General features: G+C 64.4%; 27 protein-coding genes. 16 read left to right on the top strand and 11 right to left on the bottom strand.

Going from position 1 to position 23,362, the window contains the following annotated elements:
• Window positions 1–22: 22 nt before the first annotated feature.
• The 5 genes from QSV46_RS29695 (at window position 23) to QSV46_RS29675 (ending at window position 3,955) form a co-directional block, all read left to right on the top strand.
• On the top strand, window positions 23–268 hold the full coding sequence (locus tag QSV46_RS29695) for a DUF4170 domain-containing protein (RefSeq protein WP_314960028.1): 246 nt from the start codon (window positions 23–25) through the stop codon (window positions 266–268).
• Window positions 265–978, top strand: coding sequence for a lysophospholipid acyltransferase family protein (locus QSV46_RS29690; RefSeq protein WP_314960027.1), 714 nt, complete (start codon window positions 265–267; stop codon window positions 976–978). Before QSV46_RS29695 ends, QSV46_RS29690 begins: the two co-directional genes overlap by 4 nt.
• Window positions 941–2,287: a 3-deoxy-D-manno-octulosonic acid transferase gene (locus QSV46_RS29685; protein WP_314960024.1), complete on the top strand. Its 1,347-nt coding sequence runs from the start codon at window positions 941–943 to the stop codon at window positions 2,285–2,287. Before QSV46_RS29690 ends, QSV46_RS29685 begins: the two co-directional genes overlap by 38 nt.
• Window positions 2,280–3,296 (top strand): tetraacyldisaccharide 4'-kinase, encoded by a 1,017-nt coding sequence (gene lpxK / locus QSV46_RS29680; RefSeq protein ID WP_314960022.1) that lies wholly within the window; start codon window positions 2,280–2,282, stop codon window positions 3,294–3,296. Before QSV46_RS29685 ends, lpxK begins: the two co-directional genes overlap by 8 nt.
• A gap of 323 nt (window positions 3,297–3,619) precedes the next feature.
• Window positions 3,620–3,955, top strand: coding sequence for a GYD domain-containing protein (locus QSV46_RS29675; RefSeq protein WP_314960019.1), 336 nt, complete (start codon window positions 3,620–3,622; stop codon window positions 3,953–3,955).
• Between the two features lie 230 nt (window positions 3,956–4,185).
• Here the strand turns inward: QSV46_RS29675 and QSV46_RS29670 are convergent, their stop codons facing one another.
• Window positions 4,186–4,383 (bottom strand): hypothetical protein, encoded by a 198-nt coding sequence (locus tag QSV46_RS29670; RefSeq protein WP_314960015.1) that lies wholly within the window; start codon window positions 4,381–4,383, stop codon window positions 4,186–4,188.
• A gap of 529 nt (window positions 4,384–4,912) precedes the next feature.
• Here QSV46_RS29670 and QSV46_RS29665 point away from each other — a divergent pair.
• Window positions 4,913–5,215, top strand: a complete 303-nt coding sequence (locus tag QSV46_RS29665; RefSeq protein ID WP_314960013.1) for a hypothetical protein — start codon at window positions 4,913–4,915, stop codon at window positions 5,213–5,215.
• Between the two features lie 19 nt (window positions 5,216–5,234).
• On the opposite strand, the gene QSV46_RS29660 is transcribed toward QSV46_RS29665, so the two are convergent.
• Window positions 5,235–5,459, bottom strand: coding sequence for a DUF2093 domain-containing protein (locus QSV46_RS29660; protein WP_314960012.1), 225 nt, complete (start codon window positions 5,457–5,459; stop codon window positions 5,235–5,237).
• 176 nt (window positions 5,460–5,635) lie between these two features.
• On the opposite strand from QSV46_RS29660, the gene QSV46_RS29655 reads away from it, so the two are divergent.
• Together QSV46_RS29655 and QSV46_RS29650 are read left to right on the top strand one after the other, a co-directional pair.
• On the top strand, window positions 5,636–6,457 hold the full coding sequence (locus QSV46_RS29655; RefSeq protein ID WP_314960011.1) for a dienelactone hydrolase family protein: 822 nt from the start codon (window positions 5,636–5,638) through the stop codon (window positions 6,455–6,457).
• Window positions 6,458–6,635: 178 nt separating this feature from the next.
• Entirely contained in the window at window positions 6,636–6,809 is a 174-nt protein-coding gene (locus QSV46_RS29650) for a hypothetical protein (RefSeq protein WP_314960008.1), read from the top strand.
• 195 nt (window positions 6,810–7,004) lie between these two features.
• Here QSV46_RS29650 and xseA read toward each other — a convergent pair whose 3' ends face one another.
• The gene (gene xseA / locus QSV46_RS29645; RefSeq protein WP_314960294.1) at window positions 7,005–8,624 is read right to left on the bottom strand and encodes an exodeoxyribonuclease VII large subunit; all 1,620 of its coding nucleotides are present in this window, start codon (window positions 8,622–8,624) and stop codon (window positions 7,005–7,007) included.
• 324 nt (window positions 8,625–8,948) lie between these two features.
• On the opposite strand from xseA, the gene QSV46_RS29640 reads away from it, so the two are divergent.
• Window positions 8,949–9,248 (top strand): transcriptional regulator, encoded by a 300-nt coding sequence (locus QSV46_RS29640; protein WP_314960005.1) that lies wholly within the window; start codon window positions 8,949–8,951, stop codon window positions 9,246–9,248.
• 141 nt (window positions 9,249–9,389) lie between these two features.
• Here QSV46_RS29640 and QSV46_RS29635 read toward each other — a convergent pair whose 3' ends face one another.
• Both QSV46_RS29635 and QSV46_RS29630 read right to left on the bottom strand, forming a co-directional pair.
• On the bottom strand, window positions 9,390–10,328 hold the full coding sequence (locus QSV46_RS29635) for a hypothetical protein (RefSeq protein WP_314960002.1): 939 nt from the start codon (window positions 10,326–10,328) through the stop codon (window positions 9,390–9,392).
• 153 nt (window positions 10,329–10,481) lie between these two features.
• Complete coding sequence (locus QSV46_RS29630) at window positions 10,482–11,063, bottom strand: hypothetical protein (RefSeq protein WP_314960000.1); 582 nt, start codon at window positions 11,061–11,063, stop codon at window positions 10,482–10,484.
• 235 nt (window positions 11,064–11,298) lie between these two features.
• On the opposite strand from QSV46_RS29630, the gene purD reads away from it, so the two are divergent.
• Both purD and QSV46_RS29620 read left to right on the top strand, forming a co-directional pair.
• A complete protein-coding gene (purD, locus tag QSV46_RS29625) occupies window positions 11,299–12,582 on the top strand; it encodes a phosphoribosylamine--glycine ligase (protein WP_314959998.1) in 1,284 nt (427 codons plus the stop codon).
• A gap of 167 nt (window positions 12,583–12,749) precedes the next feature.
• Window positions 12,750–13,655, top strand: coding sequence for an alpha/beta hydrolase (locus tag QSV46_RS29620; protein ID WP_314959996.1), 906 nt, complete (start codon window positions 12,750–12,752; stop codon window positions 13,653–13,655).
• Here the strand turns inward: QSV46_RS29620 and QSV46_RS29615 are convergent.
• On the bottom strand, window positions 13,652–14,110 hold the full coding sequence (locus tag QSV46_RS29615) for a nucleoside deaminase (protein WP_314959994.1): 459 nt from the start codon (window positions 14,108–14,110) through the stop codon (window positions 13,652–13,654). The two genes, QSV46_RS29620 and QSV46_RS29615, sit on opposite strands and share 4 nt — an antisense overlap.
• 118 nt (window positions 14,111–14,228) lie before the next feature.
• Here QSV46_RS29615 and QSV46_RS29610 point away from each other — a divergent pair, with 118 nt between their 5' ends.
• Both QSV46_RS29610 and rsmD read left to right on the top strand, forming a co-directional pair.
• Window positions 14,229–16,379, top strand: a complete 2,151-nt coding sequence (locus QSV46_RS29610) for a pseudouridine synthase (protein ID WP_314959991.1) — start codon at window positions 14,229–14,231, stop codon at window positions 16,377–16,379.
• On the top strand, window positions 16,380–16,934 hold the full coding sequence (gene rsmD / locus QSV46_RS29605) for a 16S rRNA (guanine(966)-N(2))-methyltransferase RsmD (protein ID WP_314959988.1): 555 nt from the start codon (window positions 16,380–16,382) through the stop codon (window positions 16,932–16,934).
• Between the two features lie 127 nt (window positions 16,935–17,061).
• Here rsmD and mutL read toward each other — a convergent pair whose 3' ends face one another.
• Complete coding sequence (gene mutL, locus QSV46_RS29600) at window positions 17,062–18,864, bottom strand: DNA mismatch repair endonuclease MutL (protein ID WP_314959986.1); 1,803 nt, start codon at window positions 18,862–18,864, stop codon at window positions 17,062–17,064.
• Window positions 18,865–19,102: 238 nt separating this feature from the next.
• Between mutL and QSV46_RS29595 the strand changes: the two genes are divergently transcribed.
• Window positions 19,103–19,420: a ribbon-helix-helix domain-containing protein gene (locus tag QSV46_RS29595; protein WP_314959985.1), complete on the top strand. Its 318-nt coding sequence runs from the start codon at window positions 19,103–19,105 to the stop codon at window positions 19,418–19,420.
• A 221-nt stretch (window positions 19,421–19,641) separates the two neighbouring features.
• Here the strand turns inward: QSV46_RS29595 and QSV46_RS29590 are convergent, their stop codons facing one another.
• Genes QSV46_RS29590 through QSV46_RS29575 form a run of 4 tightly spaced genes read right to left on the bottom strand, consistent with a single transcriptional unit; the run spans window position 19,642 to window position 22,539 of the window.
• Window positions 19,642–21,210, bottom strand: coding sequence for a GMC family oxidoreductase (locus tag QSV46_RS29590; RefSeq protein ID WP_314959981.1), 1,569 nt, complete (start codon window positions 21,208–21,210; stop codon window positions 19,642–19,644).
• A gap of 29 nt (window positions 21,211–21,239) precedes the next feature.
• On the bottom strand, window positions 21,240–21,788 hold the full coding sequence (locus QSV46_RS29585; protein WP_314959979.1) for a gluconate 2-dehydrogenase subunit 3 family protein: 549 nt from the start codon (window positions 21,786–21,788) through the stop codon (window positions 21,240–21,242).
• A 34-nt stretch (window positions 21,789–21,822) separates the two neighbouring features.
• The gene (locus tag QSV46_RS29580; protein WP_314959977.1) at window positions 21,823–22,218 is read right to left on the bottom strand and encodes a VOC family protein; all 396 of its coding nucleotides are present in this window, start codon (window positions 22,216–22,218) and stop codon (window positions 21,823–21,825) included.
• Entirely contained in the window at window positions 22,219–22,539 is a 321-nt protein-coding gene (locus QSV46_RS29575) for a c-type cytochrome (RefSeq protein WP_314960292.1), read from the bottom strand. It abuts the gene before it with no gap.
• Between QSV46_RS29575 and QSV46_RS29570 the strand changes: the two genes are divergently transcribed.
• Both QSV46_RS29570 and QSV46_RS29565 read left to right on the top strand, forming a co-directional pair.
• Window positions 22,493–22,654, top strand: a complete 162-nt coding sequence (locus QSV46_RS29570) for a hypothetical protein (RefSeq protein ID WP_314960307.1) — start codon at window positions 22,493–22,495, stop codon at window positions 22,652–22,654. The genes QSV46_RS29575 and QSV46_RS29570 overlap by 47 nt on opposite strands.
• Before the next feature lie 259 nt (window positions 22,655–22,913).
• A complete protein-coding gene (locus QSV46_RS29565) occupies window positions 22,914–23,222 on the top strand; it encodes a hypothetical protein (RefSeq protein ID WP_314959974.1) in 309 nt (102 codons plus the stop codon).
• Window positions 23,223–23,362 lie beyond the last annotated feature (140 nt).

Here is a 23,362-nt window from a genome sequence, read left to right as displayed (position 1 = left end):
CAGCCCGTAAGGAAGAGAACCCATGCCAGATAGTGCCCCGCAACAACTGCTTCATCTCGTGATTGGTGGCGAGCTGCTCGACCTCGAGCACAACACCTTCAAGAACCTCGACAACGTCGAGATCGTCGGCCTCTACCCGAACTATGCATCCGCGCACGTCGCCTGGCGCGCCAAGGCGCAGAGCACGGTCGACAACGCGCAGATGCGCTATTTCATCGTCCATCTCCATCGGCTGCTCGACCCGAATCAAGAATCGAAGGCGCGTTGAAAAAGCTGCTTCGCAATACGCTGCGAAGCAGCTTCGTTCAGCGTGCCGTCGGGGTCCTGGCGGCCGAATATCTGCGCTTTGTCTGGCGGACCAACAAATTCACGTTCGATCCGCCGGACGTCTACGACATCGTCGAGCCGCAGATCCCCGCGATCTTCGCCTTCTGGCACGGCCAGCACTTCCTCACCCCGTTCATCAAGAACAAGGACTCCTACAAGGCCAGGGTCCTGATCTCGCGCCACCGCGACGGCGAGTTCAACGCGATTGCCGCCGAGCGGCTCGGCATCGGCACCATCCGCGGTTCCGGCGACCATGGCGGCGCCTTCCACCGCAAAGGCGGCGTCGGAGCCTTCAAGGAAATGGTGCGGACGCTGCAGGACGGTTGTAATGTCGCGCTGACCGCCGATGTCCCCAAGCGCTCGCGCGTGGCCGGGCTCGGCATCATCATGCTGGCACGGGAATCGGGGCGGCCGATCATGCCTTTCGCGATGGCGACCAGCCGCTTCATCCGGCTCAAGAACTGGGACCGCACCACCATCAACCTGCCGTTCGGGCGGGGCGCACTGGTCGGCATCAAGGAAATCCACGTTCCGCCGGATGCCGACGCGGCCATGATGGAAACGCTGCGGCTGGAGCTGGAAGAGACCTTGAACGAGGCGACCCGCCGCGCCTATGCGCAACTCGGCCGTCCGGGACCGCAAGATGGCTAACTCGCTGCCCAGAGCGCTGCCAATGACGTTGCGGATGTACCGGCGGCTCGCATCCGGCCTGGTGCCGCTGGCGCCTGCGCTGATCAAGCGGCGGCTGAAGCAGGGCAAGGAGGATCCCGCGCGCGTCGGCGAGCGGCGCGGCCTGTCGCAAGACGTACGGCCGCACGGCCCGCTGGTCTGGATCCACGGCGCCAGCGTCGGCGAGGTGCTGGCCGCGGCCGCGCTGATCGAGCGCCTGCGCGATCTCAACCTGCGCATCCTGCTCACCTCGGGCACGGTCACGTCCGCGGCCGTCGTGGCGAAACGCTTTCCGCCCGACGTCATCCATCAATACGTGCCGTACGATTCCCCGCGCTATGTCGCGCGCTTCCTCGACCACTGGAAGCCGTCGCTGGCGCTGTTCATCGAATCCGATCTGTGGCCGAATTTGATCCTGGCGGGCGCGGCGCGGCGGGTGCCGATGGTGCTCATCAACGGGCGGATGTCGCCGCGCTCCTTCCCGCGCTGGCGGCGGATGCACGGCACCATCTCGGCGCTGCTGTCGCGCTTCGACATTTGTCTGGCGCAGTCGAAGACCGATGCCGAGCGCTTCTCCGTGCTCGGTAGCCGCGACGTCGTCACCACGGGCAATCTCAAGCTCGACGTGCCGGCGCCGCCGGCCGATCCCGCCAAGCTCGAGCGGTTGATGGCGATGACGCGCGGCCGTCCGATCATCGTCGCGGCCTCGACCCATCCGGGCGAGGACGAGATGCTGGTCGCGGCGCATCGCAGCCTGGTCGGATTTTTCCCGCAGCTCCTCACCGTGATCGTGCCGCGGCATCCGGATCGCGGCTCCTCGATCGCAGGCCTGATCACGGCGTCGGGCCTGAAGCCGGCGTTGCGCTCGCGTGAGCAACTGCCGACGGCGACCACCGACGTCTATGTCGCCGACACCATGGGCGAGCTCGGCCTGTTCTACCGTCTCTCGCCAATCGTGTTCATGGGGGGATCGCTGATCCGCCATGGTGGCCAGAATCCGATCGAGGCGATCAAGCTTGGTGCCGCCATCGTCCACGGCCCGCACGTCTTCAACTTCGCCGATGTCTACGAGGCGCTTGATGCGAGCGGCGGCGCCCGCCAGGCCGACACCCAGGAGATTCTGGTCAAGCAGCTCGGCCAGTTGCTGGCCGATCCCACCGTGCGCGACAAGATGCAGCGCGCCGGTGCCGGCGTCGTCGCGGAGCTCGGCGGTGCGCTCAATCGCACCATGACCGCGCTCGAGCCGTATCTGTTGCAACTGACGATCGAGATGGGGGCGGCCAATGCGTGAGCCGGCCTTCTGGTACCGGCCGCGCTCCTTCAAGTCACATGCATTACGCCCGCTGGGCCTGCTCTATGGCGCGATCGCCGAACGGCGCATGCTGCGCCAGGGCTTCGACGCCGGCATCCCCGTGATCTGCGTCGGCAATTATCACGTCGGCGGCGCCGGCAAGACGCCGACCGTGCTGGCGCTGACCAAGCTCCTGCGCGAGCTCGGCGAGACGCCCGTGGTGCTCAGCCGCGGCTACGGCGGGAGCCTTAGGGGTCCTGTTATGGTCGACCGCGAGCGCCATACTGCGGCCGAAATCGGCGACGAGCCGCTGATGATGGTGCGTGACGTGCCTGTTACGGTGGCGCGCGATCGACTCGAGGGCGTTGCGCTGGCGAAGTCGCAAGGCGCCACCGTGATCCTGATGGACGACGGTTTCCAGAACCCGCGTCTCCTCAAGGATACCTCGCTGGTCGTGATCGACAGCGAGCGCGGTCTCGGCAACGGCAAGGTGTTTCCGGCGGGCCCCCTGCGCGCGCCGCTCAAGGGGCAGCTCGCGCGCACCGATGCGCTGGTGATGATCGGTAACGGTCGTGCCGCAGACAGTGTTGCGGCCGAGCTTGCCAAGCGCAACAAGCCGGAGCTGCGCGCGCAGCTGAAGCCGGATGCGGCCTCGGTCGCGCAACTCCTCGGCAAGCGGGTTTTCGCCTTCGCCGGCATCGGCGACCCCGAGCGCTTCTTCCGTACGTTGCGCGCCTGCGGCATCGAGGTCGCGCGCACGCGCGCCTTCGCCGATCACCACATGTTCTCGCGCGAGGAGATCACAGCGCTTGTGGCCGACGCTGCGCGCGACCAGCTCACACTGGTGACGACGGAAAAAGATCTTGCGCGCCTGCGCGGCCGTGACGATGTGCCTGACAGCATCGTACCGTTCGCCGTTCAGCTCGAGTTCGATGATCCGGCAAAGCTCCGGCAATTGATCAGCGATCATCTCTACAAGGCGCGCGAGCGAAGATTCGGCAGGCGATGATCTCGGACGGCGGGCGATCGGATTGCGCTCGCACTCTCGTTGTGGACGCCATGTTGTGACGAAAGGCATTTCATGCGCGGATTGCGATATGTGGCAACCGAGGTGACATGTCGCGGCCGACGAATCCTCTTCCGCACGTTCGGGAGTTGATGTAGCGTTGCATGAGAGCCGTCACCGGGACGTGCCGAACTTCCGGAAAATCATCGACGGCGTTTATGCCCACGGCGGGCAACGTATCTTCATCATTGCAGACGCAGCGGCCGTGACGAGCAGTTCGGAACGGCTGGGAGAGTTATTGCCAAAAACTCAGAGGAGAACATGCCATGCATTTTTGCCTCACCGGACAATACACACCACGCGCCCTCAACGCCATTTTGGAAAACCCAAAGACCGATCGCCAGGAGGCGGCTAGAAAACTGATCGAAGCGGCCGGCGGAAAGCTGCTCTCGATGTACAGCGTTGCGGCCGACGGCCCAGGCGTCTTGGTGATTTTCGATGTGCCTGATCCGAGTGCGGCTCCCGCCATTTCCGGTCTGACCGTCACGGCGGGCACCCTGCAAAACGTGAAACTGACTCGGCTGTTCACGCAGGACGAGATCAAGCAGGTCCGCCAGAACGCGGCGAAGCTGCGTTCTTCGTATACCCCGCCCGGAAGCTGACATCCGCATCTGAAGCGAAGCCGCCGCAGTCGTATTATGCGGCGGCAACGCTCGCGTCAGCCGTCAGTCATGCTCACCACGCCCCAACGGCCATCAATCCGATAATGGTCAGGCACGAGACGCAGGTCACCATGACGGTATAATACTCGGGCGTATTCATTGCTGCCTCCCAAACTGTTCCAATTGCTTGGTCACTGCTACGCGGGAGAGATCGCCGGTCTCGGGCCGCTTCAATTCGGCGCGCGGCGAGTCTTGCGGTATGTCTCCGCCCTCTCATCGTCACCCTGATCCGCAGGATGATGATGATCCGCTTCGAGAGCTTCAGAGCGCTTAGCTGCGATCAGGAGCTGTTTCCGCATTTCAGCGAGGCGGGCGCGGCAATATTGACGATAGAGCAGGTCTAATATGGCGGGCATGATCACCCCCATCGCTTGACTCTCGATTTACAGATATTTCATTGCAAATTTTTGAGGTGACCGTAGCCCGCCAGATGGCTCTTCGATATGAGCCCGTTCACAGACTGCGCCAATTCCAAAGTTCAATGGCTGTCTTTGTCTGTGCGATAAAAAGAACAGGGCCAATTACCTAACATCCAATATAGCAGCCTTCTGTTTCACCAAGACTTCGTCAAACAACTTAAGGGCGCCGATCGCAACAAAGAATCCAACCACAACGCGAAATGACTAACCACGGAGTGCAAGCACTGTTCGATGCAACGCGGATCGACACGACAAAGATTATTTTGCCGTGAGATGCGCACTTCAGGCGCGAGCGAAGATTCAGCAGCTGATGATCTCGTAGGGTTGGCAAAGCGCAAGCGTGCCCACCATCAGATCTGTCCAAGTTGGACATGAGCATGGTGGGCACGCTTGCGCTTCGCCCACCCTGCCGCAGTTCGCCATTCACGCGACATTCATCGCAACACTTCTATCGGTTTCGAACCATCGGGAGGGTTCGATGAAATTGCCGTCTGCCGCCGTCGCCGCCAGCCTCGTGTGTCTGATTGTTGCGCCCGTGCTCGCACAAACGCCGCCGGTTCCCGCTGCTCCCGGTACGGTGCCAGTTCCTGCGGCCAAGCGCGTCACCTGTCTTGCCACGACGGCAAATTTGAAGGGGCAGGACAAGCGCGACCAGATGCAGCTCTGCATGGCGCAGGCGCGGGTCGATTGCCTGAAGCAGGCGATCGATCAGAAGATCGTCGGCGAAGCGCGGAAGAGTTTCATCAAGAGCTGCGTGGGCAGCGATGGCCCGGAGCCATAATAGCCGCGTGCCGGTGGCCTCACGACTGCTTCAGCGCGCCCGGAAAGTGCCGCTGCAGCACGGCAACAGGCGTGGCGTAGGCTTCCTGGAGGTCCACGCTCCAGTACTTCAATTCGTCGAGCGGGATCCGCGTGTCGGTGATCGCGCAGCGCACGAAGGTCCCCGGCGAGATCACGCGGAAATCGCCGTCGAGATACTGCACCTGCGCTTCGCCATGGCCCGAGGGGCCGAACTTGTTCAGCACGGTCGAAAGTCTCCGTGGAAGGCCGCTTCCTGGAACACCCTGGAGGGCACGATGTGTTGGACGGGATGTAGCATAAATAGGGTGGCTTGTCCGCCCGGTAAACCCACCGGTTTGTGATGTTTTGCCGCCGTTTTCGCATGATACCGCTCGATAGAAGGATCCTTTGGCAGAGCCCGATGCGCCTTCTGACCGCCCTGTTCCTGACGCTGCTGATGTCGGCCGCGCACGCCGCGCCGGCGCCGCAGCAGGTCGACATTCCGCTGGCGTCCGGTGTGCTGCATGCGCAGCTTTACAAGCCCCCGGGCGAGGGACCGTTTCCGACCGTGATCGCGCTGCATGGCTGCGGCGGGCTCAGTGGCCATGCCGATCCCGTGCTGCCGCGTTATCGCGACTGGGCCGAGCGGCTGCTCAGGAGCGGCAATGCCGTGCTGCTGCCCGACAGCTACGGTTCGCGCGAGCTCGGGCCGCAATGCCGCGTCAAGGAGATCCATATCAAGGCACGGCGCGAGCGCGTCACCGACATCGCAGCCTCGCGCGCCTGGCTGATGAAGCAGTCTTGGGTGGCGCGTGACCGCGTCAGCCTGATGGGCTGGGCGAATGGTGCCAGCGCGCTGCTCTGGGCGGTGCGTCCGCAGAGCGCGGCGCGCGAAGCGGGTCCCGACTTCCGTGCCGCGATCGCATTCTATCCGGATTGCCGGATCTCTGCCGGTCTCGGCTGGAGCACGCGGGTGCCGACCCTGGTGCTGATCGGTGCCAACGACGACATCTCATCGCCGCCGGCCTGCCGCCAGATGGTCGATGGTGCGCGCGGCCGCAGCGCGCTCACGCGCATCGTGGTCTATCCCGGCGCCTATCACGATTTCGACCGCGCCAACACGCCGCTGCACGCAGCTAGCGGCAGCACCGATGCCGCCGCGCCCGAGCACGGCCATCTCGGCACCGATGCGATCGCGCGCGCGGAGTCACAGAAGGACGTCGCGGAGTGGCTGGCGCGATAGCCTGGATGAGCGGGCTCGCCGCGCCGTAGCTCGATAGAGCGAAGGCGGGGCCGCCCGAGGAACAACGGCGGGCAGCCCCGCATCGACCACCGCCCTGCACGAAGCATGATGGCCGACCGGGAATCTACGGATCGTGCGTCAAGCGGGTTTCAGCCTGTGGCGGCGCCATCATTCGACCATGATGTTGATTAAACGCATCGTCATGCGCAACCGCTTCGTCCTGTTCTCCTCCGCACTGATCGTTTTCACCGTCGCGATCTTCCTGTACGAGGCCCACGCCGGCGCGCCGATGATCGCGCCGGAGCATTGCGGCTTCTGGACCACCATCGACGCGGGACTGTCCTGCCGGTAGGCGGGCTGCGACAGCGAGTTCGTGGCGCGCGCGTCCCACATACCCGCTGTCATCGCCCGGCTTGACCGGGCGATCCAGTACGCCGAGACGTCAGTCGTTCATTGAGAAGCCGCGGCGTACTGGATTCCCCGCTCCAGTGCGCGGTTGCGCACAAGGCGGGGAATGACAGCGAGGGTGGAGCGGCGCCCTCACGCCTCAGAACAAACTGCCCTGATCCACCGGCTTGCCCACGCGCTTCGGCGCGGGTTTTGTCTCTGCGGCCGCCTTTGGTTGCGCCGCTGCGCGCTTTGGCCCCGACACAGGCCGATCCGCATCCGCAGTCGCGCCGACACGTCCGTCCGCGAACTCGATCTCGACGCGCGCGCCGGGCCCGACGCTGTCTGCCGCATGCAGCGGATGACCCGCCTCGTCCCGCACCAGCGCAAAGCCGCGCGCAAGCACGCCGCGATAGGACAGGGCGGAGAGCAGCTTGCCGCTGTTCTCGACGCGGGCATCCAGCCGCTGCAGCAGCGTGACAAGCGCGCGTTGCGCCCGCTCGGCAAGTCGATGCGTGCGCTCGCGCTGGCGGAGAATCGCGTTGCGTTGTGCCTGCGCGTTGGAGAGCTTTGAGGCGCGCAAGCGCACCTCGAGTCCGGCAAAACGATCGCGCCGCCGCCGCAACAGCGAGCGTGCCGACAGGCCGAGCCGTTCGCCGCACACGGTGAGGCGATGATCGGCCTGCGAGATCTGGCCGTGCAGCACCCGCAGCGTCAGTTTTGCGCTGGCGGCAGTAAACCTGCGGAAATGCGCATGGGTGTTGGCCTTGAGCCCGCGGGGCAGCGACGCGCCCGCTGTATCCAGCCGCTGCCGCGGGATCGCCAGCAGATCGCCGGCCGCAGGCAGCGCACGCGCAGCAGCCCGCAGCTCGCTGCGGCGGTGCTCGTGACCGCGCTGCCAGCAGGCGCGGGTGCGCCGTGCAAGATCGGCGACCTCGACAAAGAGATCGCTGCGGACCGGCACCGCCATCTCGGCCGCCGCCGTCGGCGTCGGTGCGCGCTTGTCGGCGACGAAGTCGATCAGCGTGATGTCGGTCTCGTGGCCCACCGCGGAGATCAGCGGGATCATGCTCTCGGCGGCCGCCCGCACCACGATCTCCTCGTTGAACGACCAGAGGTCCTCCAGCGAGCCGCCGCCGCGCGCGACGATCAGCACGTCGGGGCGCGGAATCTTGCCGCCCTCGGGCAGCGCATTGAAGCCGCGGATCGCGGCCGCGACCTGCTCGGCCGAGCCGTCGCCCTGCACCTTGACCGGCCACACCAGCACGCGACGGGGAAAGCGATCCTCCAGCCGATGGAGGATGTCGCGGATCACGGCGCCGGTCGGCGAGGTCACGACGCCGATCACCTCCGGCAGCCACGGCAGCAACTGCTTGCGCGCTTCATCGAACAGGCCTTCGGCGGCGAGCTTCTTCTTGCGCTCCTCCATCAGCGCCATCAGCGCGCCGATGCCGGCGGGCTCTAAGGCCTCGATCACGATCTGGTACTTTGAGGAGCCCGGATAGGTCGTGAGCTTGCCGGTGGCGATGACCTCGAGCCCCTCCTGGGGCTTGAAGCGCATCCGTCCGTGCACGCCCTTCCAGATCACCGCCTCGATCTTGGCGCTCTCGTCCTTGAGCGCGAAATAGCAGTGCCCGGAGGAATGCGCGCCGCGAAATCCGGAGATCTCGCCGCGGACCCGGACATGGCCATAGGTGTCCTCCACCGTCCGCTTCAGGGACTGGGAGAGCTCGGAGACGGTGAATTCGGGCGTATTGAGCAGGGGTTCCGCAGGCGGCATCGGCAAACGATTCGGCATGTTGGGGTCAGACCCGACGTTAAGGATTTTCGCCGTCCGGCGCCAATCCGGGGATTGATCGGAAGAGTACTCTGTAATATAGAGTTGTCTATCAATGATCATCGACGGCATCGGCCACATGGGCATCGTCGCCAACGCGCAGGCGATCGCCGAGGACATCGCAACGCGCGGGGCAGGATAGTCATGTTCGACAGCAAGGAGGCGTCGGCGGCGTTGGCCGACATCGGCGACATCGTCCAGCGCGTCAAGCAATCGCAGCTCTACGGCCTGATCCTCGGCGGCCTCTGGATGCGGCGGATCTAGCGCATGGCCGAGCTCGACGACATCATCCACCAGCCGTTGCGATTGAAGATCATGGCGGCCCTGAACGCGCTGCCGGTCTCAGCTGGTCTGGAGTTCTCGCGGCTGAAAAAGCTCACCGGCGCGACCGACGGCAATCTCGGCGCGCATATCGAGACGCTGGCGAAGGCGGGTTATGTTTCGGTGGAGAAAGCCTTCGTCGGCAAGAAGCCGCAAACCACGGTCACCGCCACCGCATCAGGGCGCGGCGCGTTTGCGCGGCATGTGGCGACACTGCAGGAGATCATTGTGGGGAAGCAGGGGTAGGCCATCGGCAAGATTGGTGCAGTTGGGTAAGGGATCAGCGACCTTCAAGAGGATGGTGCCCAGGGGCGGATTGCGCTATCCGACGGCTACAATATTGAAAATAGCTGACGAGGGAAATCAGCAATGTTTACCAGCATTGTATCACACTCCCCCCGCTACCTTGTTGGCGACGAGCAGACTGACCTCCTTCTGGATAACTCGCCTGCAAATGGAACGTAATTGGCTGAGCATCCACTGTTCTTTGCCGCTGAGTCGATGCTTGCCTCTATGTACGATTTGTGAGCGCACATCATAGATCTCCGCAAAACGTTTAACGAAGTTCGATGCAAGCGTGATAAAGGTCTGAACGGTGGGAATGAGCAGTAGCCCGAACCCGAGCCCATAAAACGCTGCAATGATGAGCCTTAAATATGGCTTGGTGTGATCGAGGGCCATGTAGTGTAGCATCAGTACGTCATTGCGAAAATAATTGGTTGCCTCTTCCTCCAGACTATCGACAAACCCCCATTGGATTCTGGCACCGGAATGAATGACGTGCGCAATTTTTGATGGATCCGGCCTGTGGCGGGCATCTTCGTAGGGATGCCCGTTGTCGCCCTCTAGGTTGTCTCGTATCTCTTCCAGCGTATCTTCGCGCACTTTCAAGTACAACTCGCTAATGACCGCTGTGAAGAACACGTCAAACTCACGGGGCAAACCCATGGCTCGGACAAATGCCCTGGTGTCATCGCGATAAACCTCGTCTCCCATCCACTGGCTGTATTGCAGCGCTACGAAGGGTAAGATGAGCGTCATCCTGGGTTTGCTGACATGCGGGCCTTCGGCCGCCTGATATTCGATAGAGGCTGAGTAGTTCTTGATTTCGAGGGGGCAGAATAAAACAAATAAGGCTGACCCGACACCGAGCAGGGTTAGGCCGAAGTACACATAGTACAATCTCGAAAGAGTCAGCTTCCGCGCGGCGTCAGCGGTCTCATTTGCACTCAGGTGAAACCAACGGTGCACCAGTTCGGGCGAAAGCGTCAGAACGTCAACGACCGACTGGTTAAAGAGCAATAACGAGCCCAGAAATGGCACCACGATTGTGAGCGCCAGCAGTCTCGATTGACCGATGCGCCGGATGGCTGACCACGGTATGCGAGAAATAGGATGGGAGTACCGAATGCTCCACCACCACTCCCTCACCCGGTCCTTAAGAGATCGCTGCATTAGTGCTGCTGCCCGGTCCGACTCTTACCCAAAGCCCCAACTCGTTCGTTGGATCACTCTAAGCGGTTCGTCCTTGCCGAATAATTCTGATGCCGGTTCGTTCGGCGGCGCCGAATAGAGCGGCTGCACCCACTTCGCCGATGAGCTGTCCGGGGTGGTGACGTACAAATGTATGCAGACGAGATACCGCGAATCTTGCTCTTCTTTGCTCTGGCGGAATCGAAAGCCATCCTTATCCTTCTCCCAAGGATAATGTTGAATCAGCTTAGCGCGCAGAGGAAGAATGTCTCCCGGCTTCAATACTATTTGGGTCGGATTGATAATAATGGATTTTGCGAGCCGGCCAACGCATCCCGAATTGGGATCGGTGGCCAGCACCAGCTCGCCGTAGATTTCGCTTACGACTGCTTGGCGGTTCCCGGAGTTGATGAACGTGAACTCCTGATCCTGCGCCAACAGCAAATCGCTTTTATCCCGTGTCACGTTCAGCGCGTTGCCCACAATAAGCCGAATGTCGTCGCGCTGAAAAAAGACAGTGCGATAGGCCGAGAGGCTGAGATGGCTAGCGAGAGAAGTGAGATTCCCAATGCCAGCCAGTCGGCCCAATGTTTCGTCTTGTCGTCTGGCACCATCTGTTTACCCGCCTGCGAATCGAGGAGCCTACGATGGCACAATGCAGAGTAGCAATGCGACGATCAGGACGCTTGTCCCGGTTGTTCACAGGGCCAGCAGAGCCTTCGTCGCGTTCCGGAATGAGGGGAAGGTAGGGCGTTCCCCCTTGAGCCCCACCCCGATTCATGCGACCTCCGCCCCCAGCAAAACCCCTCATTCTGAGCCCTCGATGCACATTCTCCTGCTCGGTTCCGGCGGCCGCGAACATGCCCTGGCGTGGAAGATCGCAGCCTCCCCCCTGGTGACCAAATTCTGGTGCGCGCCCGGCAATGCCGGGATCGCGCGCGAGGCGGAGTGCGTGGCGCTCGATGTTGCCGACCATGCCGCCGTGATCGACTTCTGCAAAAAGAATGCGGTGGAGCTCGTGGTGGTCGGACCGGAGACGCCGCTGGCGGCCGGCATCGTCGATGATCTCACCGCTGCCGGCATCAAGGCGTTCGGCCCGAACAGGATCCCCGCCCAGCTCGAAAGCTCCAAGGGGTTCACCAAGGCGCTCTGCACCGAATTCGGCATTCCGACCGGCGCCTACAAGCGTTTCACCAACGCCAGGGATGCCAGCGATTACGTCCACAGCCAGGGCGCGCCGATCGTCGTGAAGGCCGATGGCCTCGCCGCCGGCAAAGGCGTCGTCGTCGCCAAGACGGTGCGCGAAGCTGACGACGCCATCGCCATGATGTTCGAGGGCGCCTTTGGCGAGGCCGGCACCGAGGTCGTGATCGAGGAGTTTCTGCCGGGCCGCGAGATCAGCTTCTTCGCCCTGTGCGACGGCGAGACCGCGATCCCGCTGGCCTCCGCGCAGGACCACAAGCGCGTGTTCGACCACGATGTCGGCCCGAACACCGGCGGCATGGGCGCCTATTCGCCGACGCCGCTGGTGACGCCTGCGGTCCACGACGCGATCATGGCCAAGATCATCCTGCCGACGGTATCAGGCATGAAGCAGCGCGGCACGCCGTTCCGCGGCATTCTCTACGCCGGCATCATGCTGACGACGCAGGGCCCAAAGCTGTTCGAGTTCAACGTTCGCTTCGGCGATCCCGAGTGCCAGGTGCTGATGCTGCGCATGATGAGCGACATCGTGCCGGCATTCCTCGCCGCCTGCGACGGCCAGCTGAAGAACTTCGACCTGCGCTGGCATCCGGAAACCGCGCTCACCGTGGTGATGGCGGCGAAGGGCTATCCCGGCGACTATCAGAAAGGCACGCGCATCGAGGGGCTCGATGACGCCGCCAAGGTCGAGACCGCCGAGATCTTTCACGCCGGGACGGTTGCGAAGGACGGCGCGATCCTCGCCAATGGCGGCCGCGTGCTCAATGTCTGCGCGCTGGGGGCGACCGTGACCGAAGCGCAGGCCCGCGCCTACCAGGCCGTCGACCGCATCAACTGGCCGGACGGGTTTTGCCGCCGCGACATCGGCTGGCAGGCGGTGGAGGCCGAGAAGGCCAGGAGCTGACAGGCTTTTTTCCGATTGCTGCGCAACGGGCGGCCCGCCCGTCGGCATTTTGGAATTATTCAATCAGGACTTGAACTTAGCTACTGTGCATGGGGTTGTTTTCAACATTTTGTTGGGAGCAGCTCCAAGACTGACCGATAAGACTGACCCGATAAGGATGCAACAAGATGTCCGATCTCGCCGACCTCTACCCCGGCTTCGCCTCCGAATGGATCAACACCTCCTTCGGCCGCATTTTCGCCCGCGTCGGCGGCAACGGCCCGCCGCTGCTGCTGCTGCATGGCTTCTCGGAGACCAACGTGATGTGGCACCGCGTGGCGCCGCAATTGGCCGACGCCTTCACGCTGATCATCGCCGACCTGCCGGGCTATGGCTGGTCCGACATGCCGCAGAGCGATGCGCTGCACATGCCCTACAGCAAGCGCGCGATGGCCAAGGCCATGGTCGAGCTGATGGAGCGCCTCGGCCATGTCCACTTCGCACTCGCCGGTCATGATCGCGGCGGCCGCGTCTCCTACCGCCTCGCGCTCGACCATCCCGGCCGGCTCTCGAAGCTCGCCGTGCTCGATATCCTGCCGACCTATAATTACTGGGAGCGGATGAACCGCGCCTACGCGCTGAAGATCTATCACTGGACCTTCCTCGCGCAGCCCTATCCGCTGCCGGAGACGCTGATCTCGAGCAACGGCGACTTCTTCCTGCGCTTCAAGATGGCGAGCCAGACCAGGTCGAAGACGCTGGACGCGATCGACCCGCGCGCGCTCGAACACTACCTCGCCCCGTTCCGCGATCCCGCCCGCGTCCACGCGATGTGCGAGGACTACCGCGCCGGCGCCTATTTCGACTACGACCTCGACAAGGCCGATTTCGAGGCCGGCAAGAAGATCACCATTCCCATGCTGGCGCTGTGGGGCAATGCCGGCATCGCGCAGGCCGCCGCGACGCCGCTCGACACCTGGAAGCAATGGGCCACGAACGTGGAGGGGATGCCGGTGGACTCCGGACACTTCCTCACCGAAGAAAACCCGGATGTCACCGCCAAGGCGCTGCGGGAGTTTTTCCTCGCGCCCTAGCGCCGCTCCCGAAAGAACTCCTTGAGCAGCCGCGCCGCCTCGCTTTCGCCGACCCCGGAATAGACATCCGGCGCGTGATGGCAGGTCGGCGAGGCAAAGAAGCGCACGCCGGACTCGACCGCGCCGCCCTTGGGGTCGGCCGCGCCGTAATAGAGCCGCCGGACCCTTGCAAAGGAGATCGCGCCCGCACACATGGTGCAGGGCTCCAGCGTCACGTAAAGGTCGCAGTCGACCAGGCGCTCGCTGCCGATCTTGGCGGCCGCCTCGCGCAGCGCAACGATCTCGGCGTGGGCCGTGGGGTCGTAATCGGTCAGCGTCCGGTTGGCCGCAGTGGCAATGACCTCGTAATTGCGGACCACCACGCATCCAATCGGAACTTCGCCCGCCTTTCCGGCATTTTCGGCCGTTTTGAGCGCCAGATCCATGAAAGAGGGGGCTTTCAAGCCTCGTATCATCGCCAGAAACCTGCTAGTAGCTCCGCCTTCAGCAAGAGTGAATACCGGATTTGCCTGAGCATGCGGCTCGAAGCGAGCGCGCACACCGCTTTTGGCCACCCCCTAAGTGAGATTATTCATGCCTCGCGACAGCGACAAAGACAACGATTCCCGCGGCCGGCGAGGCCCCCCCAAAGGACCGTCCAAGGGACCGGCCAAGGGCCGGTCCGGCAAGCCGCGTGGCCCCGACAAGAAATTCGCCAAGCGCGGCCCCGAGGGCAGGAGCGACGCCCGCCCGCCCCGTGGCGACCGCGACAGCCGTCCGCCTCGCGCCGACCGCGGGGACCGTCCGTTCCGTCGCCGCGAGGAGGGCGATGCCCCGCGCCGCGATTTCAGCGAGCGCCCGAAGTTCAATCGCGACGACCGGCCGCGTGGCGAGGACCGCGGCGAGCGCAGCTTCAAGCCGCGTGGCGACCGTCCGTTCTCCGATCGCTCCTCGCGCGATGGCGAGAAGCGGCCGTTCAAGCCGCGCGGTGATCGCCCGTCCTATGGCCGTGACGACCGTCCGCCGCGCAGCCGGGATCGTGACGAGTCCCGCCCCGCCGGCCGGACCGGTGACAGAAAGTTTGGCGACAAGAAGCCCTACGCACCCCGTGGCGACCGCCCGGAACGCAAGTTCGAAGGCGAGCGGAAGTTCTCGCGGGGCGCGCCGGACCGCGGGCCGCGTGAGGACCGTGGCGAGCGCAGCTTCAAGCCGCGTGGAGACCGTCCGAATTTCGATCGCGGTGATCGCGCGCCACGCGGCGAGCGTCCGGAACGCAAGTTCGACGGTGAGCGAAAGTTTTCGCGGGGCGCACCGGATCGCGGGCCGCGCAAGGATTTTGGCGGCCGCGACCGCGGCGCAGACAAGCCCTGGCAGAAGCGCGAAGGCGGTGGTGATGACCGTCCGCGTTTCTCGCGTCCGCGCGACGATCGTCCGTCGGGCGATCGTCCGTTCCGCGAGCGTCCGAAATTCGACCGTCCGCGCGAGGATCGTCCCAAGTTCGACCGGCCCCGCCGTGATGGCGAACGTGGCGAGCGCGGCGGCGACCGGCCGAAATTCGCTCGGCCGCGCGAGCGCTCCGAGGGCCGCTCCGACTGGCACGAGCATCCGCGCAGCGAAAGCCGCTTCGGCGATCGTCCGCGCCGTGAAAACGAGGATGAGAGCAGGATCTTTGAGAAGCGTCCGGCGTTCGGCGGCCGCGGCGCGTATCGCAGCCGCGATCGTGACTTCGAGGGGCGGCCGCGGCGCGACGAAGAGCCGAAGCCGAAGAAGGCCGGCGAGCGTATCGCCAAGGTGCTGTCGCGCGCGGGCCTCGCCTCGCGCCGCGATGCCGAGGAGATGGTCACGCAGGGCCGCGTCACCGTCAATGGCCGGCTGATCAACTCACCGGCGCTCGACATCACCCCGAACGACGTCGTCATGGTCGACGGCAAGCCGTTGCCGGAGCGCGAGCGCACCCGGCTGTTCCTCTATCACAAGCCGCGCGGCCTGATGACCACGCATGACGACCCCGAGGGGCGTCCGACCGTGTTCGACAATCTGCCCGAAGGCCTGCCGCGCCTGATCTCGATCGGCCGGCTTGACTTCAACACCGAGGGCCTGCTGCTGCTCACCAATGACGGCGGCCTCGCGCGCACGCTCGAGCTGCCCGACACCGGCTGGCTGCGCCGCTACCGCGTTCGCGCCCATGGCGATGTCACCCAGGCCCAGCTCGACGAACTCAAGAACGGCATCGAGATCGAGGGCGTCAAATACGGCCCGATCGACGCCACGCTGGAGCGCGACCAGGGCGCCAATGTCTGGCTGGTATTCGCCATCCGCGAAGGCAAGAACCGCGAGGTGCGCAACGTCTGCGCCCATCTCGGGCTCGAGGTAAACCGGTTGATCCGCGTCTCCTACGGACCGTTCCAGCTCGGTGAGGTCCCCGAAGGCCAGGTCGAGGAGATCAAGTCGCGCGTGCTGCGCGAGCAGCTCGGTGACAAGGTGATCGAGAAGTCGGGCGCTCAGTTCGACGTGCCGAAAAAATCATCGTCGAGCGACGACGACGACGGCGCGCCGCGCGAGAAGAAGCCCGCCAGCAAGCGTGACGTGATCGCTGACCGCAAGGGCCGCCGCGTGCTGGTGCAGCGCACCGGCAGCGAGGAAGCGCGCGAGCGCAATGAGGCCGAGGCGAGCGGCTACGGCCCGCCGCGCCGTCCCAAGCGCGGCTATCACGGCAAGCGCGACCTGACGCCAAAGGAGGACTAGTTGCGCGTCGTCGGCGGTCGCTTGAAGGGGCGCAATCTGGCCTCACCGTCCTCGCGCGATATCCGCCCCACGGCGGACCGGCTGCGCGAGGCAGTGTTCAACATCCTCGTGCACGCCTATGACGATCCGATTCTGGACGCGCGCGTGCTCGACCTGTTCGCCGGCACCGGTGCACTCGGCATCGAGGCGTCGTCACGCGGCGCGAAGTTCACGCTGTTCGTCGACAACGGTGCGGAAGCACGGGCGCTGCTGCGTAGCAACGTCGAGACGCTCGGCCTCGGCGGCGTGACTAAGGTCTATCGCCGCGATGCCACCGATCTCGGTCCCGCGCATCCGGTCGAGCCGTTCTCTCTGGTGTTCCTCGATCCGCCCTATGGCAAGGGCCTCGCCGAAAAGGCGCTCGCGAGCCTGCGCGATGGGGGCTGGCTGACGCCGGGTGCGCTGCTGGTGTTGGAGGAGGCGAAGGCTGCGCAGTTTGCCGCGCCTGAGGGCTACGCGGAATTGGAGCGGCGCGCGTATGACGACACCGAGTTCGTGTTCTTGAAGAGACCGTAGTCTCGCTGCCGTAGGGTGGGCAAAGCTTCGTAGGGTGGGCAAAGGTGCGCTCTTCGCGCGCCGTGCCCACCATTAAATGCCTCGATCGCGATGGTGGGCACGCTTCGCTTTGCCCACCCTACGAAGTTCACCGTCTTCCGAACAGCTTCTCCACATCGCTCAGCTTCAGCTCGACATAGGTCGGCCGGCCGTGATTGCACTGGCCGGAGTTCGGGGTGTCCTCCATCTCGCGGAGCAGCGCGTTCATCTCCTCGGGCCGCAGCCTGCGGCCGGCGCGCACCGAGCCGTGGCAGGCCATGGTCGCGGCGACGTGCATCAGGCGGCGCTCGAGAGGAAGCGCCTCGTCCCATTCGGCCATATGCTCGGAAAGATCGCGCAGCAGACCGCCTGCGTTGGTCTTGCCGAGCAGCGAGGGCGTCTCGCGCACCGCGACCGCACCGGGGCCGAAGGATTCGATGGCAAGGCCGAAGGAGGCCAGCTCCTCGCTGCGCTCCAGCAGGCGTTCCACCGTGGCCTCGTCCATCTCGACGATCTCGGGGATCAGCAGGATCTGCCGCTGCACGCCGTTCTCGGCGAGCGAGGCCTTCAGCCGCTCATAGACGATGCGCTCATGCGCGGCATGCTGGTCGACGATGATGAGGCCGTCGCGGGTCTGCGAGACGATGTAGGTCTCGTGGATCTGGGTGCGCGCCGCTCCGAGCGGACGATCGACGAGGTCGGCCACGGGCTGCGTCTCGAACCGCACGTCCGCGCTTGGCGCGCCGACCTCGAACGCGGCCTGCGCGCGCTCGGCGAAGGCGGGCGCGGCCGAGCCTTCGAAGGAAGCCATCGGGGCGGATGGCGAAGCCCGCCAGTCCCAGCTCGCCGGCCGCGGCGCGAAGGCCGGCCGGAACGAGGACAATGCGCTCTCGCCGCTGTTGGCGGCGGTGCGCCGGCCCTCGCGCGCGAGGGCCTCCTTCAAGCCGTGCACGATCAGAGCGCGGACGAGGCCGGCGTTGCGGAAGCGCACCTCGGTCTTGGCCGGATGGACGTTGGCATCGACCTCGCGCGGATCGAGCGTGACGAACAGCGCCAGCACCGGGTGACGGTCGCGCGGCAGATAGTCGGCATAAGCCCCGCGCACGGCGCCGAGGATCAGCTTGTCGCGCACCGGGCGGCCGTTGACGAAGAGATATTGTCCGAGCGCATTGGCCTTGGTCAGCGCGGGTGCCGCGGCATAGCCGGCGACGACGACGCCCTCGCGTTCGGCATGGACCTCGATGGCGTGGCTGCGAAACTCTGCGCCCAGGATATCCCCAAGCCGCGTCAGCCGGCCTGCGGTCCCGGGCAGCGCGGCAGCCCAGGTCACCGGCGCGCGCTCCTCGCCGGCGAGCGTGAACGCGACGTCGGGCCGCGCCATCGCGAGCCGCCGCACCACCTCGCGAATCGCCTCCGCCTCGGTCCGGTCGGTCTTCAAAAACTTCAGCCGCGCCGGGGTCGCGTAAAAGAGATCGCCGACCTCAACGCGCGTGCCGTGGGCCAGCGCCGCCGGCATGATCCCGGACTTCTCGCCGCCCTCGACTGACAGCGCCCAGGCATGCGGTTCGCTCGCATGCCGCGTCGTGATCGACAGCCGCGCGACGGAGCCGATCGAGGGCAGCGCCTCGCCGCGGAATCCGAGCGTGCGGATCTGGAGCAGATCCTCGTCGTCGAGCTTGGACGTGGCATGGCGCTCGACCGCGAGCGCGAGGTCCTTTGCGGTCATGCCGCCGCCGTCGTCGGTGATGCCGATCCGCCGCCGTCCGCCGCCATCGGTGAAGACGTCGATCCGGCTGGCACCCGCATCGATCGCATTCTCGACGAGTTCCTTGACCACGCTCGCCGGACGCTCGACCACCTCACCGGCGGCGATGCGGTTGACGACTTGCTCTGGCAGTTGGCGGACGGGCATGGGCTCGGATCGGGATTCGCTGACGGCGCTATTCTAGGCCGTGTTGCGTCAAAAGCATGCGTTGGGCAACAGGAACGTGGTCGGCTGGGGAAGAGGGATGCCTATCACATTGAAGACATTGGACGTTCGAGAAAATCGCGCGAGCCCGATGACGTGACTTCTGGCCACCGTCCTGATTGTGGGGTGCCGGGGCGCGGTGTAGCATCGTGAAAAAATGGCAACAGGACGGGAGGACGCCATGTGCCATCTCTTCGCGCACCAGCCCCAACGCGACTACGAATCCCAGACCCGCTCGTTGCGGATCGGCGGGCACTGCACCTCGATCCGGCTGGAGATGGCGTTCTGGGACACGCTGGAGGAGATCGCGGCCAAGGAGAACATGAGCGTCGGCAAGTTCCTGACCACGCTCTACAGCGAGGTGCTCGACCATCACGGCGAGGTCAACAATTTCGCCTCGCTGCTGCGCTGCTCCTGCCTGATCTACCGCTCCAAGAGCGTGGCGCCGGTGCAGGAGTTCAAGGCGACGGTTGCACCCATTCTCGACGCGGCCGAATAAGGGGGTAGAGGCGAGCCTGCATCCGCATTGTCGTCCCGGCGAACGCCGGGACCCATACCGCGGAATCTATCGAGCGTAGGTGATCCGAGTACCGAACGACTGGCCTTCGTTAAACTGCTCCCTGTGGTTATGGGTCCCGGCGTTCGCCGGGACGACACCTTGAGCGTGGATACGCACTCCTTCCTTCAACGTGGTCCTGGCGAGCGCGTAGCAACGTAAGATCAAATCTCCTTCTTCTGCATCGCCCCCGCCATGTAGTCCGCCTGGCGGATCGCGAGCGCGACGATGGTCAGGGTCGGATTGCAGGCCGCGCCGCTGGTGAACTGGCTGCCGTCGGAGACGAACAGGTTCTTGACGTCGTGGCTCTGGCCGAACTTGTTGACCACGCCGTCCCGCGGCTTCTCGCTCATCCGGTTGGTGCCGAGATTGTGCGTGCTCGGATAGGGCGGCGTCGGATAGGTCACGGTGGCGCCGACGGCGTCGTAGACCGCGGCGCCCTGCTTGTAGGCGTGGGCGCGCATCGCGAGGTCGTTGGGATGATCGTCGAAATGCACGCTCGCGACCGGCTGGCCGAACTTGTCTTTCACGACAGGGTCGAGCGTGATGCGGTTGGTCTCCTGCGGCATGTCCTCGCCGACCAGCCACATGCCGGCCATCCTGGGATAGCCGTCGAGTGCCGCGGTGAACGGACGGCCCCAGGCGCCGGGATTGAGAAAGGCCGCCATGAACGGCAGTCCGATCGACAGCGTCTCCATTTCGTAGCCGCCGACGAAGCCGCGCTTGGGGTTGTTGGCGGCTTCGTCGCGAATGATGCCGGCCATCGTGGTGCCGCGATACATGTGCACCGACTTCTCGAACACGGCATAGACGCTGCCGGTCATGTGGCGCATGTAATTACGGCCGACCTGGCCCGACGAATTCGCAAGACCGTCGGGGAACATGCTCGAGGCGCTGTTGAGCAGCAGCCGCGGGCTTTCGATCGAATTGCCGGCGACCGCGACGATGCGGGCCTTCTGGCGCTGCATCGCGCCGCTCTCGTCGGCGTAGACGACGCCGGTGACCTTGCCGCCGGCGTCGTGCTCGATCTTGACCGCCATGCTGCTCGGCCGCACTTCGAGATTGCCGGTCGCCTCGCCCTTCGGGATCTCGGTGTAGAGCGTCGACCATTTCGCGCCGGATTTGCAGCCCTGGAAGCAGAAGCCGATCTGCTGGCAGGCGCCGCGTCCGTCGCGCGGCTGGCTGTTGATCGCCATGTTGCCGGTGTGCACGGTCTTGTAGCCGAGCTTCTTCGCGCCGGCCTCGAGCACCTTGAAATTATTGTTGCCGGGAAGCCCGGGAATGCCGTTGGTGCGGGTCACACCCATCTTGTTCTCGGCCTTGGCGTACCACGGCTCGATCTCGGCGAGTGTCACCGGCCAGTCCAGCAGGTTGGCACCCGGAATGTTGCCGTAGGTGCTTTTGATCCTGAACTCATGCTGGTCGAAGCGCAGTGACGCGCCAGCCCAATGGGTCGTCGAGCCGCCGACCGCCTTGACGATCCAGGCGGGAAGGCCGGAAAAATCCTTGGCGACGCGCCATGTCCCCGACGTGGTGCGCGCATCGGTCCAGGCGAGCTGGGAAAAACTCTCCCACTCGTCGTTGACGAAGTCGTGGTTCTCGATGCGGGGACCTGCTTCGAGGATGACCACCTTGACGCCTTTCTGCGCGAGCTCGTTGCCCAGCGTGCCGCCGCCGGCGCCGGAGCCGACGATCACCACAACGCTGGAATCGTTCAGATCGAATTTTGCCATATGCGTTCTCCTGAACCGTTGGGTGGCCCTTAAGCCTTCGGCAGCCAGTCGATGTCGGCGAAGCCGCGGTTGATGTAGCCTCCATGCTCGGCGGAGGAGCCCTCGTAGCCGAACCGCGGCCAGACCTCTTTCTGGTTGTAGAGCGAGACGATGAGGTCGCCGCGCACCTTCTGGAAGAAGTCGCTCTGCTCGATTTCCTTCAGCAGCACGACGCGGTCGGCTTCCCAGGGCACTTCGGCATAAACCAGCTTGTGGCGATCCCGCGCATTCTGATCGAGCCGCGTGATGCCCTCGCTGATCAGCGATTTGACGGCGGGATCCTTGGCGGCCTTGCCATCCCACGGCTTGATCGCGGTGATGTAGTAGCTGTCGCCGAGGACGTCGTGGGGATAGATGTCGCGCGCGACCTTCAGCAGCGTCTTCATCGTCGCGGGCGACAGCGTGCTGGCCTCATCGGCCCAGGCGCCCTCGATGCTGGCAGCGACGCTGGCCGCAACGGCCGCGACCGGCACGGCGGTGGCCGCGCCCTTGAGAAAGACGCGGCGGCTGTGCTTGCTTCGACGATCGACTTCTCTCATGGCATTCCTCCGTTTGATTTTTGCAATTTTGATTTTAGTTAAAACGTCCGCCCCGCTGGATCACCTCGATCTTGTAGCCATCGGGATCGCTGACGAAGAAGAATCGCGCCAGCGTTTGGCCGTCGTGCTTGAAGTCGCGCAGCGGTCCCGGTGCGAGCTTCTCGCGCGCGAAGCGGGCATGCTCGGTATCGAGATCCTCGACCACCACGGCGAGATGGCCGTAGCCGTCGCCGAGCGCGTACGGCTCCTTGCGATCGAAATTCACCGTCAGCTCCACCTCGAAAAGTGAGGACGGGTGACGCAGATAGATCAGGGCGAAGTCGGCGAACTTCAGATGGTCGGCGACTTCGAGGCCGAAGGCGCGCCTGTAGAAGTCGAGCGAGCGAGCCTCATCCAGCACGCGGATCATGGAATGGACGGGCTTGGCCATTCAGTTCAGCTCCTTGAGGTAGGTGATGATGGCGGCGCGCGTCTCCGGCTTTCCCTGCCGATAGGCCATGACCACGCCGGGAATGACGGCTTGCGGATTGGTCAGCCACGCGTCGAGCCTCGTCTCGTCCCAGGTGAAATCAGCTTTCGCGAGGCCGTCCGAATAGTGAAAGCCTTCGATCTTGCCGGCAGTCCGGCCAACGATCCTCACCAGCGGCGGCCCCTGCCGCATCGGTTCCGACGAACTCGTCGTGTGGCATAGGGCGCATTGCTGCTTGAACAGCGTTGCGCCGTCCGGCGGCTTTGCCGACGGCAAGGGCATTTGCGCGTCGGCAACCCGCGCCATCAACACCATCGCGGTGCACAATCCCGGCACGATCGCGCGCATCGCCAAGAACCCGCCCATCCACATCAACGTTCGTGTGCGCAAACTCTAGGCGGCGTCGAAGACGCATTGGTAGTAGCGGGCTGTTTCGCTGAGAACGAAGATGCGCGTGGAGTGTGTTGTTCCGCGCTGCCTTATATGCGGAGCGCAATTTCGCGAAACCGCCGCGAAATCCCTAAACGATCAACACACCATCCGGATTGCATGACGACCGCGCCGCTCGAACTCTCTACGCGATGACATGGCCCGGTGCAGGCGAGCGGCGCAGGAGCCGCCGGGCCATTCATCGCGAAAAAATCCAGGAGAAATGGATGAAGTTGGTGAAGACCTCGATGATCGCATGCGCCCTCTCGGCTCTGGTGGCCGCGCCCGTACTCGCGCAAGGTGCACCGCCCGACGCCAAGACGCGTGGCACGGTGCAGGGCAAACCCATGCAAGGCGGCACGATGGGCAGCGGCGATGAGGACATGAGTGCTCAATCGGGCGCAACGGGCGAGAAGACCGGCATGAAATCGACCAAAGGCACCAGGGGCGCGGTCGGCACCACGGGCAGCGCTGTGCAGAAGGGAACGGCCGACGATCCCACGACGGGCGGCGCAGCCCCATCCAAGCGTTACTAGTCTCGCCGTGTGAAATGGCAACGCTCCGGTCGCCCTGCGGCCGGAGTTTTTTTCGCTCGGCTTGCTAAAGCGTGATGGCATTAAGTTCGATAGCCTGAATTTTTGAGATAGTTGGCGCATTCCTCGGGTGTGAAAGCGTC

The sequence above is a fragment of the Bradyrhizobium cosmicum genome, assembly GCF_032290525.1.
Taxonomy (GTDB): domain Bacteria; phylum Pseudomonadota; class Alphaproteobacteria; order Rhizobiales; family Xanthobacteraceae; genus Bradyrhizobium; species Bradyrhizobium cosmicum_A.
This window is presented reverse-complemented; position numbering and strand designations above follow the sequence as displayed.

What these genes read in the sequence shown, in the direction of transcription:
- QSV46_RS29695 (WP_314960028.1), top strand. Translation starts at nt 23, where the DNA reads ATGCCAGATAGTGCCCCGCAACAACTGCTTCATCTCGTGATTGGTGGC.
- QSV46_RS29685 (WP_314960024.1), top strand. Translation starts at nt 941, where the DNA reads ATGCGCAACTCGGCCGTCCGGGACCGCAAGATGGCTAACTCGCTGCCC.
- lpxK (WP_314960022.1), top strand. Translation starts at nt 2,280, where the DNA reads ATGCGTGAGCCGGCCTTCTGGTACCGGCCGCGCTCCTTCAAGTCACAT.
- QSV46_RS29675 (WP_314960019.1), top strand. Translation starts at nt 3,620, where the DNA reads ATGCATTTTTGCCTCACCGGACAATACACACCACGCGCCCTCAACGCC.
- QSV46_RS29670 (WP_314960015.1), bottom strand. Translation starts at nt 4,383, where the DNA reads ATGGGGGTGATCATGCCCGCCATATTAGACCTGCTCTATCGTCAATAT.
- QSV46_RS29665 (WP_314960013.1), top strand. Translation starts at nt 4,913, where the DNA reads ATGAAATTGCCGTCTGCCGCCGTCGCCGCCAGCCTCGTGTGTCTGATT.
- QSV46_RS29655 (WP_314960011.1), top strand. Translation starts at nt 5,636, where the DNA reads ATGCGCCTTCTGACCGCCCTGTTCCTGACGCTGCTGATGTCGGCCGCG.
- QSV46_RS29650 (WP_314960008.1), top strand. Translation starts at nt 6,636, where the DNA reads ATGATGTTGATTAAACGCATCGTCATGCGCAACCGCTTCGTCCTGTTC.
- xseA (WP_314960294.1), bottom strand. Translation starts at nt 8,624, where the DNA reads ATGCCGCCTGCGGAACCCCTGCTCAATACGCCCGAATTCACCGTCTCC.
- QSV46_RS29640 (WP_314960005.1), top strand. Translation starts at nt 8,949, where the DNA reads ATGGCCGAGCTCGACGACATCATCCACCAGCCGTTGCGATTGAAGATC.
- purD (WP_314959998.1), top strand. Translation starts at nt 11,299, where the DNA reads ATGCACATTCTCCTGCTCGGTTCCGGCGGCCGCGAACATGCCCTGGCG.
- QSV46_RS29620 (WP_314959996.1), top strand. Translation starts at nt 12,750, where the DNA reads ATGTCCGATCTCGCCGACCTCTACCCCGGCTTCGCCTCCGAATGGATC.
- QSV46_RS29615 (WP_314959994.1), bottom strand. Translation starts at nt 14,110, where the DNA reads ATGATACGAGGCTTGAAAGCCCCCTCTTTCATGGATCTGGCGCTCAAA.
- QSV46_RS29610 (WP_314959991.1), top strand. Translation starts at nt 14,229, where the DNA reads ATGCCTCGCGACAGCGACAAAGACAACGATTCCCGCGGCCGGCGAGGC.
- mutL (WP_314959986.1), bottom strand. Translation starts at nt 18,864, where the DNA reads ATGCCCGTCCGCCAACTGCCAGAGCAAGTCGTCAACCGCATCGCCGCC.
- QSV46_RS29595 (WP_314959985.1), top strand. Translation starts at nt 19,103, where the DNA reads ATGTGCCATCTCTTCGCGCACCAGCCCCAACGCGACTACGAATCCCAG.
- QSV46_RS29590 (WP_314959981.1), bottom strand. Translation starts at nt 21,210, where the DNA reads ATGGCAAAATTCGATCTGAACGATTCCAGCGTTGTGGTGATCGTCGGC.
- QSV46_RS29585 (WP_314959979.1), bottom strand. Translation starts at nt 21,788, where the DNA reads ATGAGAGAAGTCGATCGTCGAAGCAAGCACAGCCGCCGCGTCTTTCTC.
- QSV46_RS29580 (WP_314959977.1), bottom strand. Translation starts at nt 22,218, where the DNA reads ATGGCCAAGCCCGTCCATTCCATGATCCGCGTGCTGGATGAGGCTCGC.
- QSV46_RS29575 (WP_314960292.1), bottom strand. Translation starts at nt 22,539, where the DNA reads ATGCCCTTGCCGTCGGCAAAGCCGCCGGACGGCGCAACGCTGTTCAAG.
- QSV46_RS29565 (WP_314959974.1), top strand. Translation starts at nt 22,914, where the DNA reads ATGAAGTTGGTGAAGACCTCGATGATCGCATGCGCCCTCTCGGCTCTG.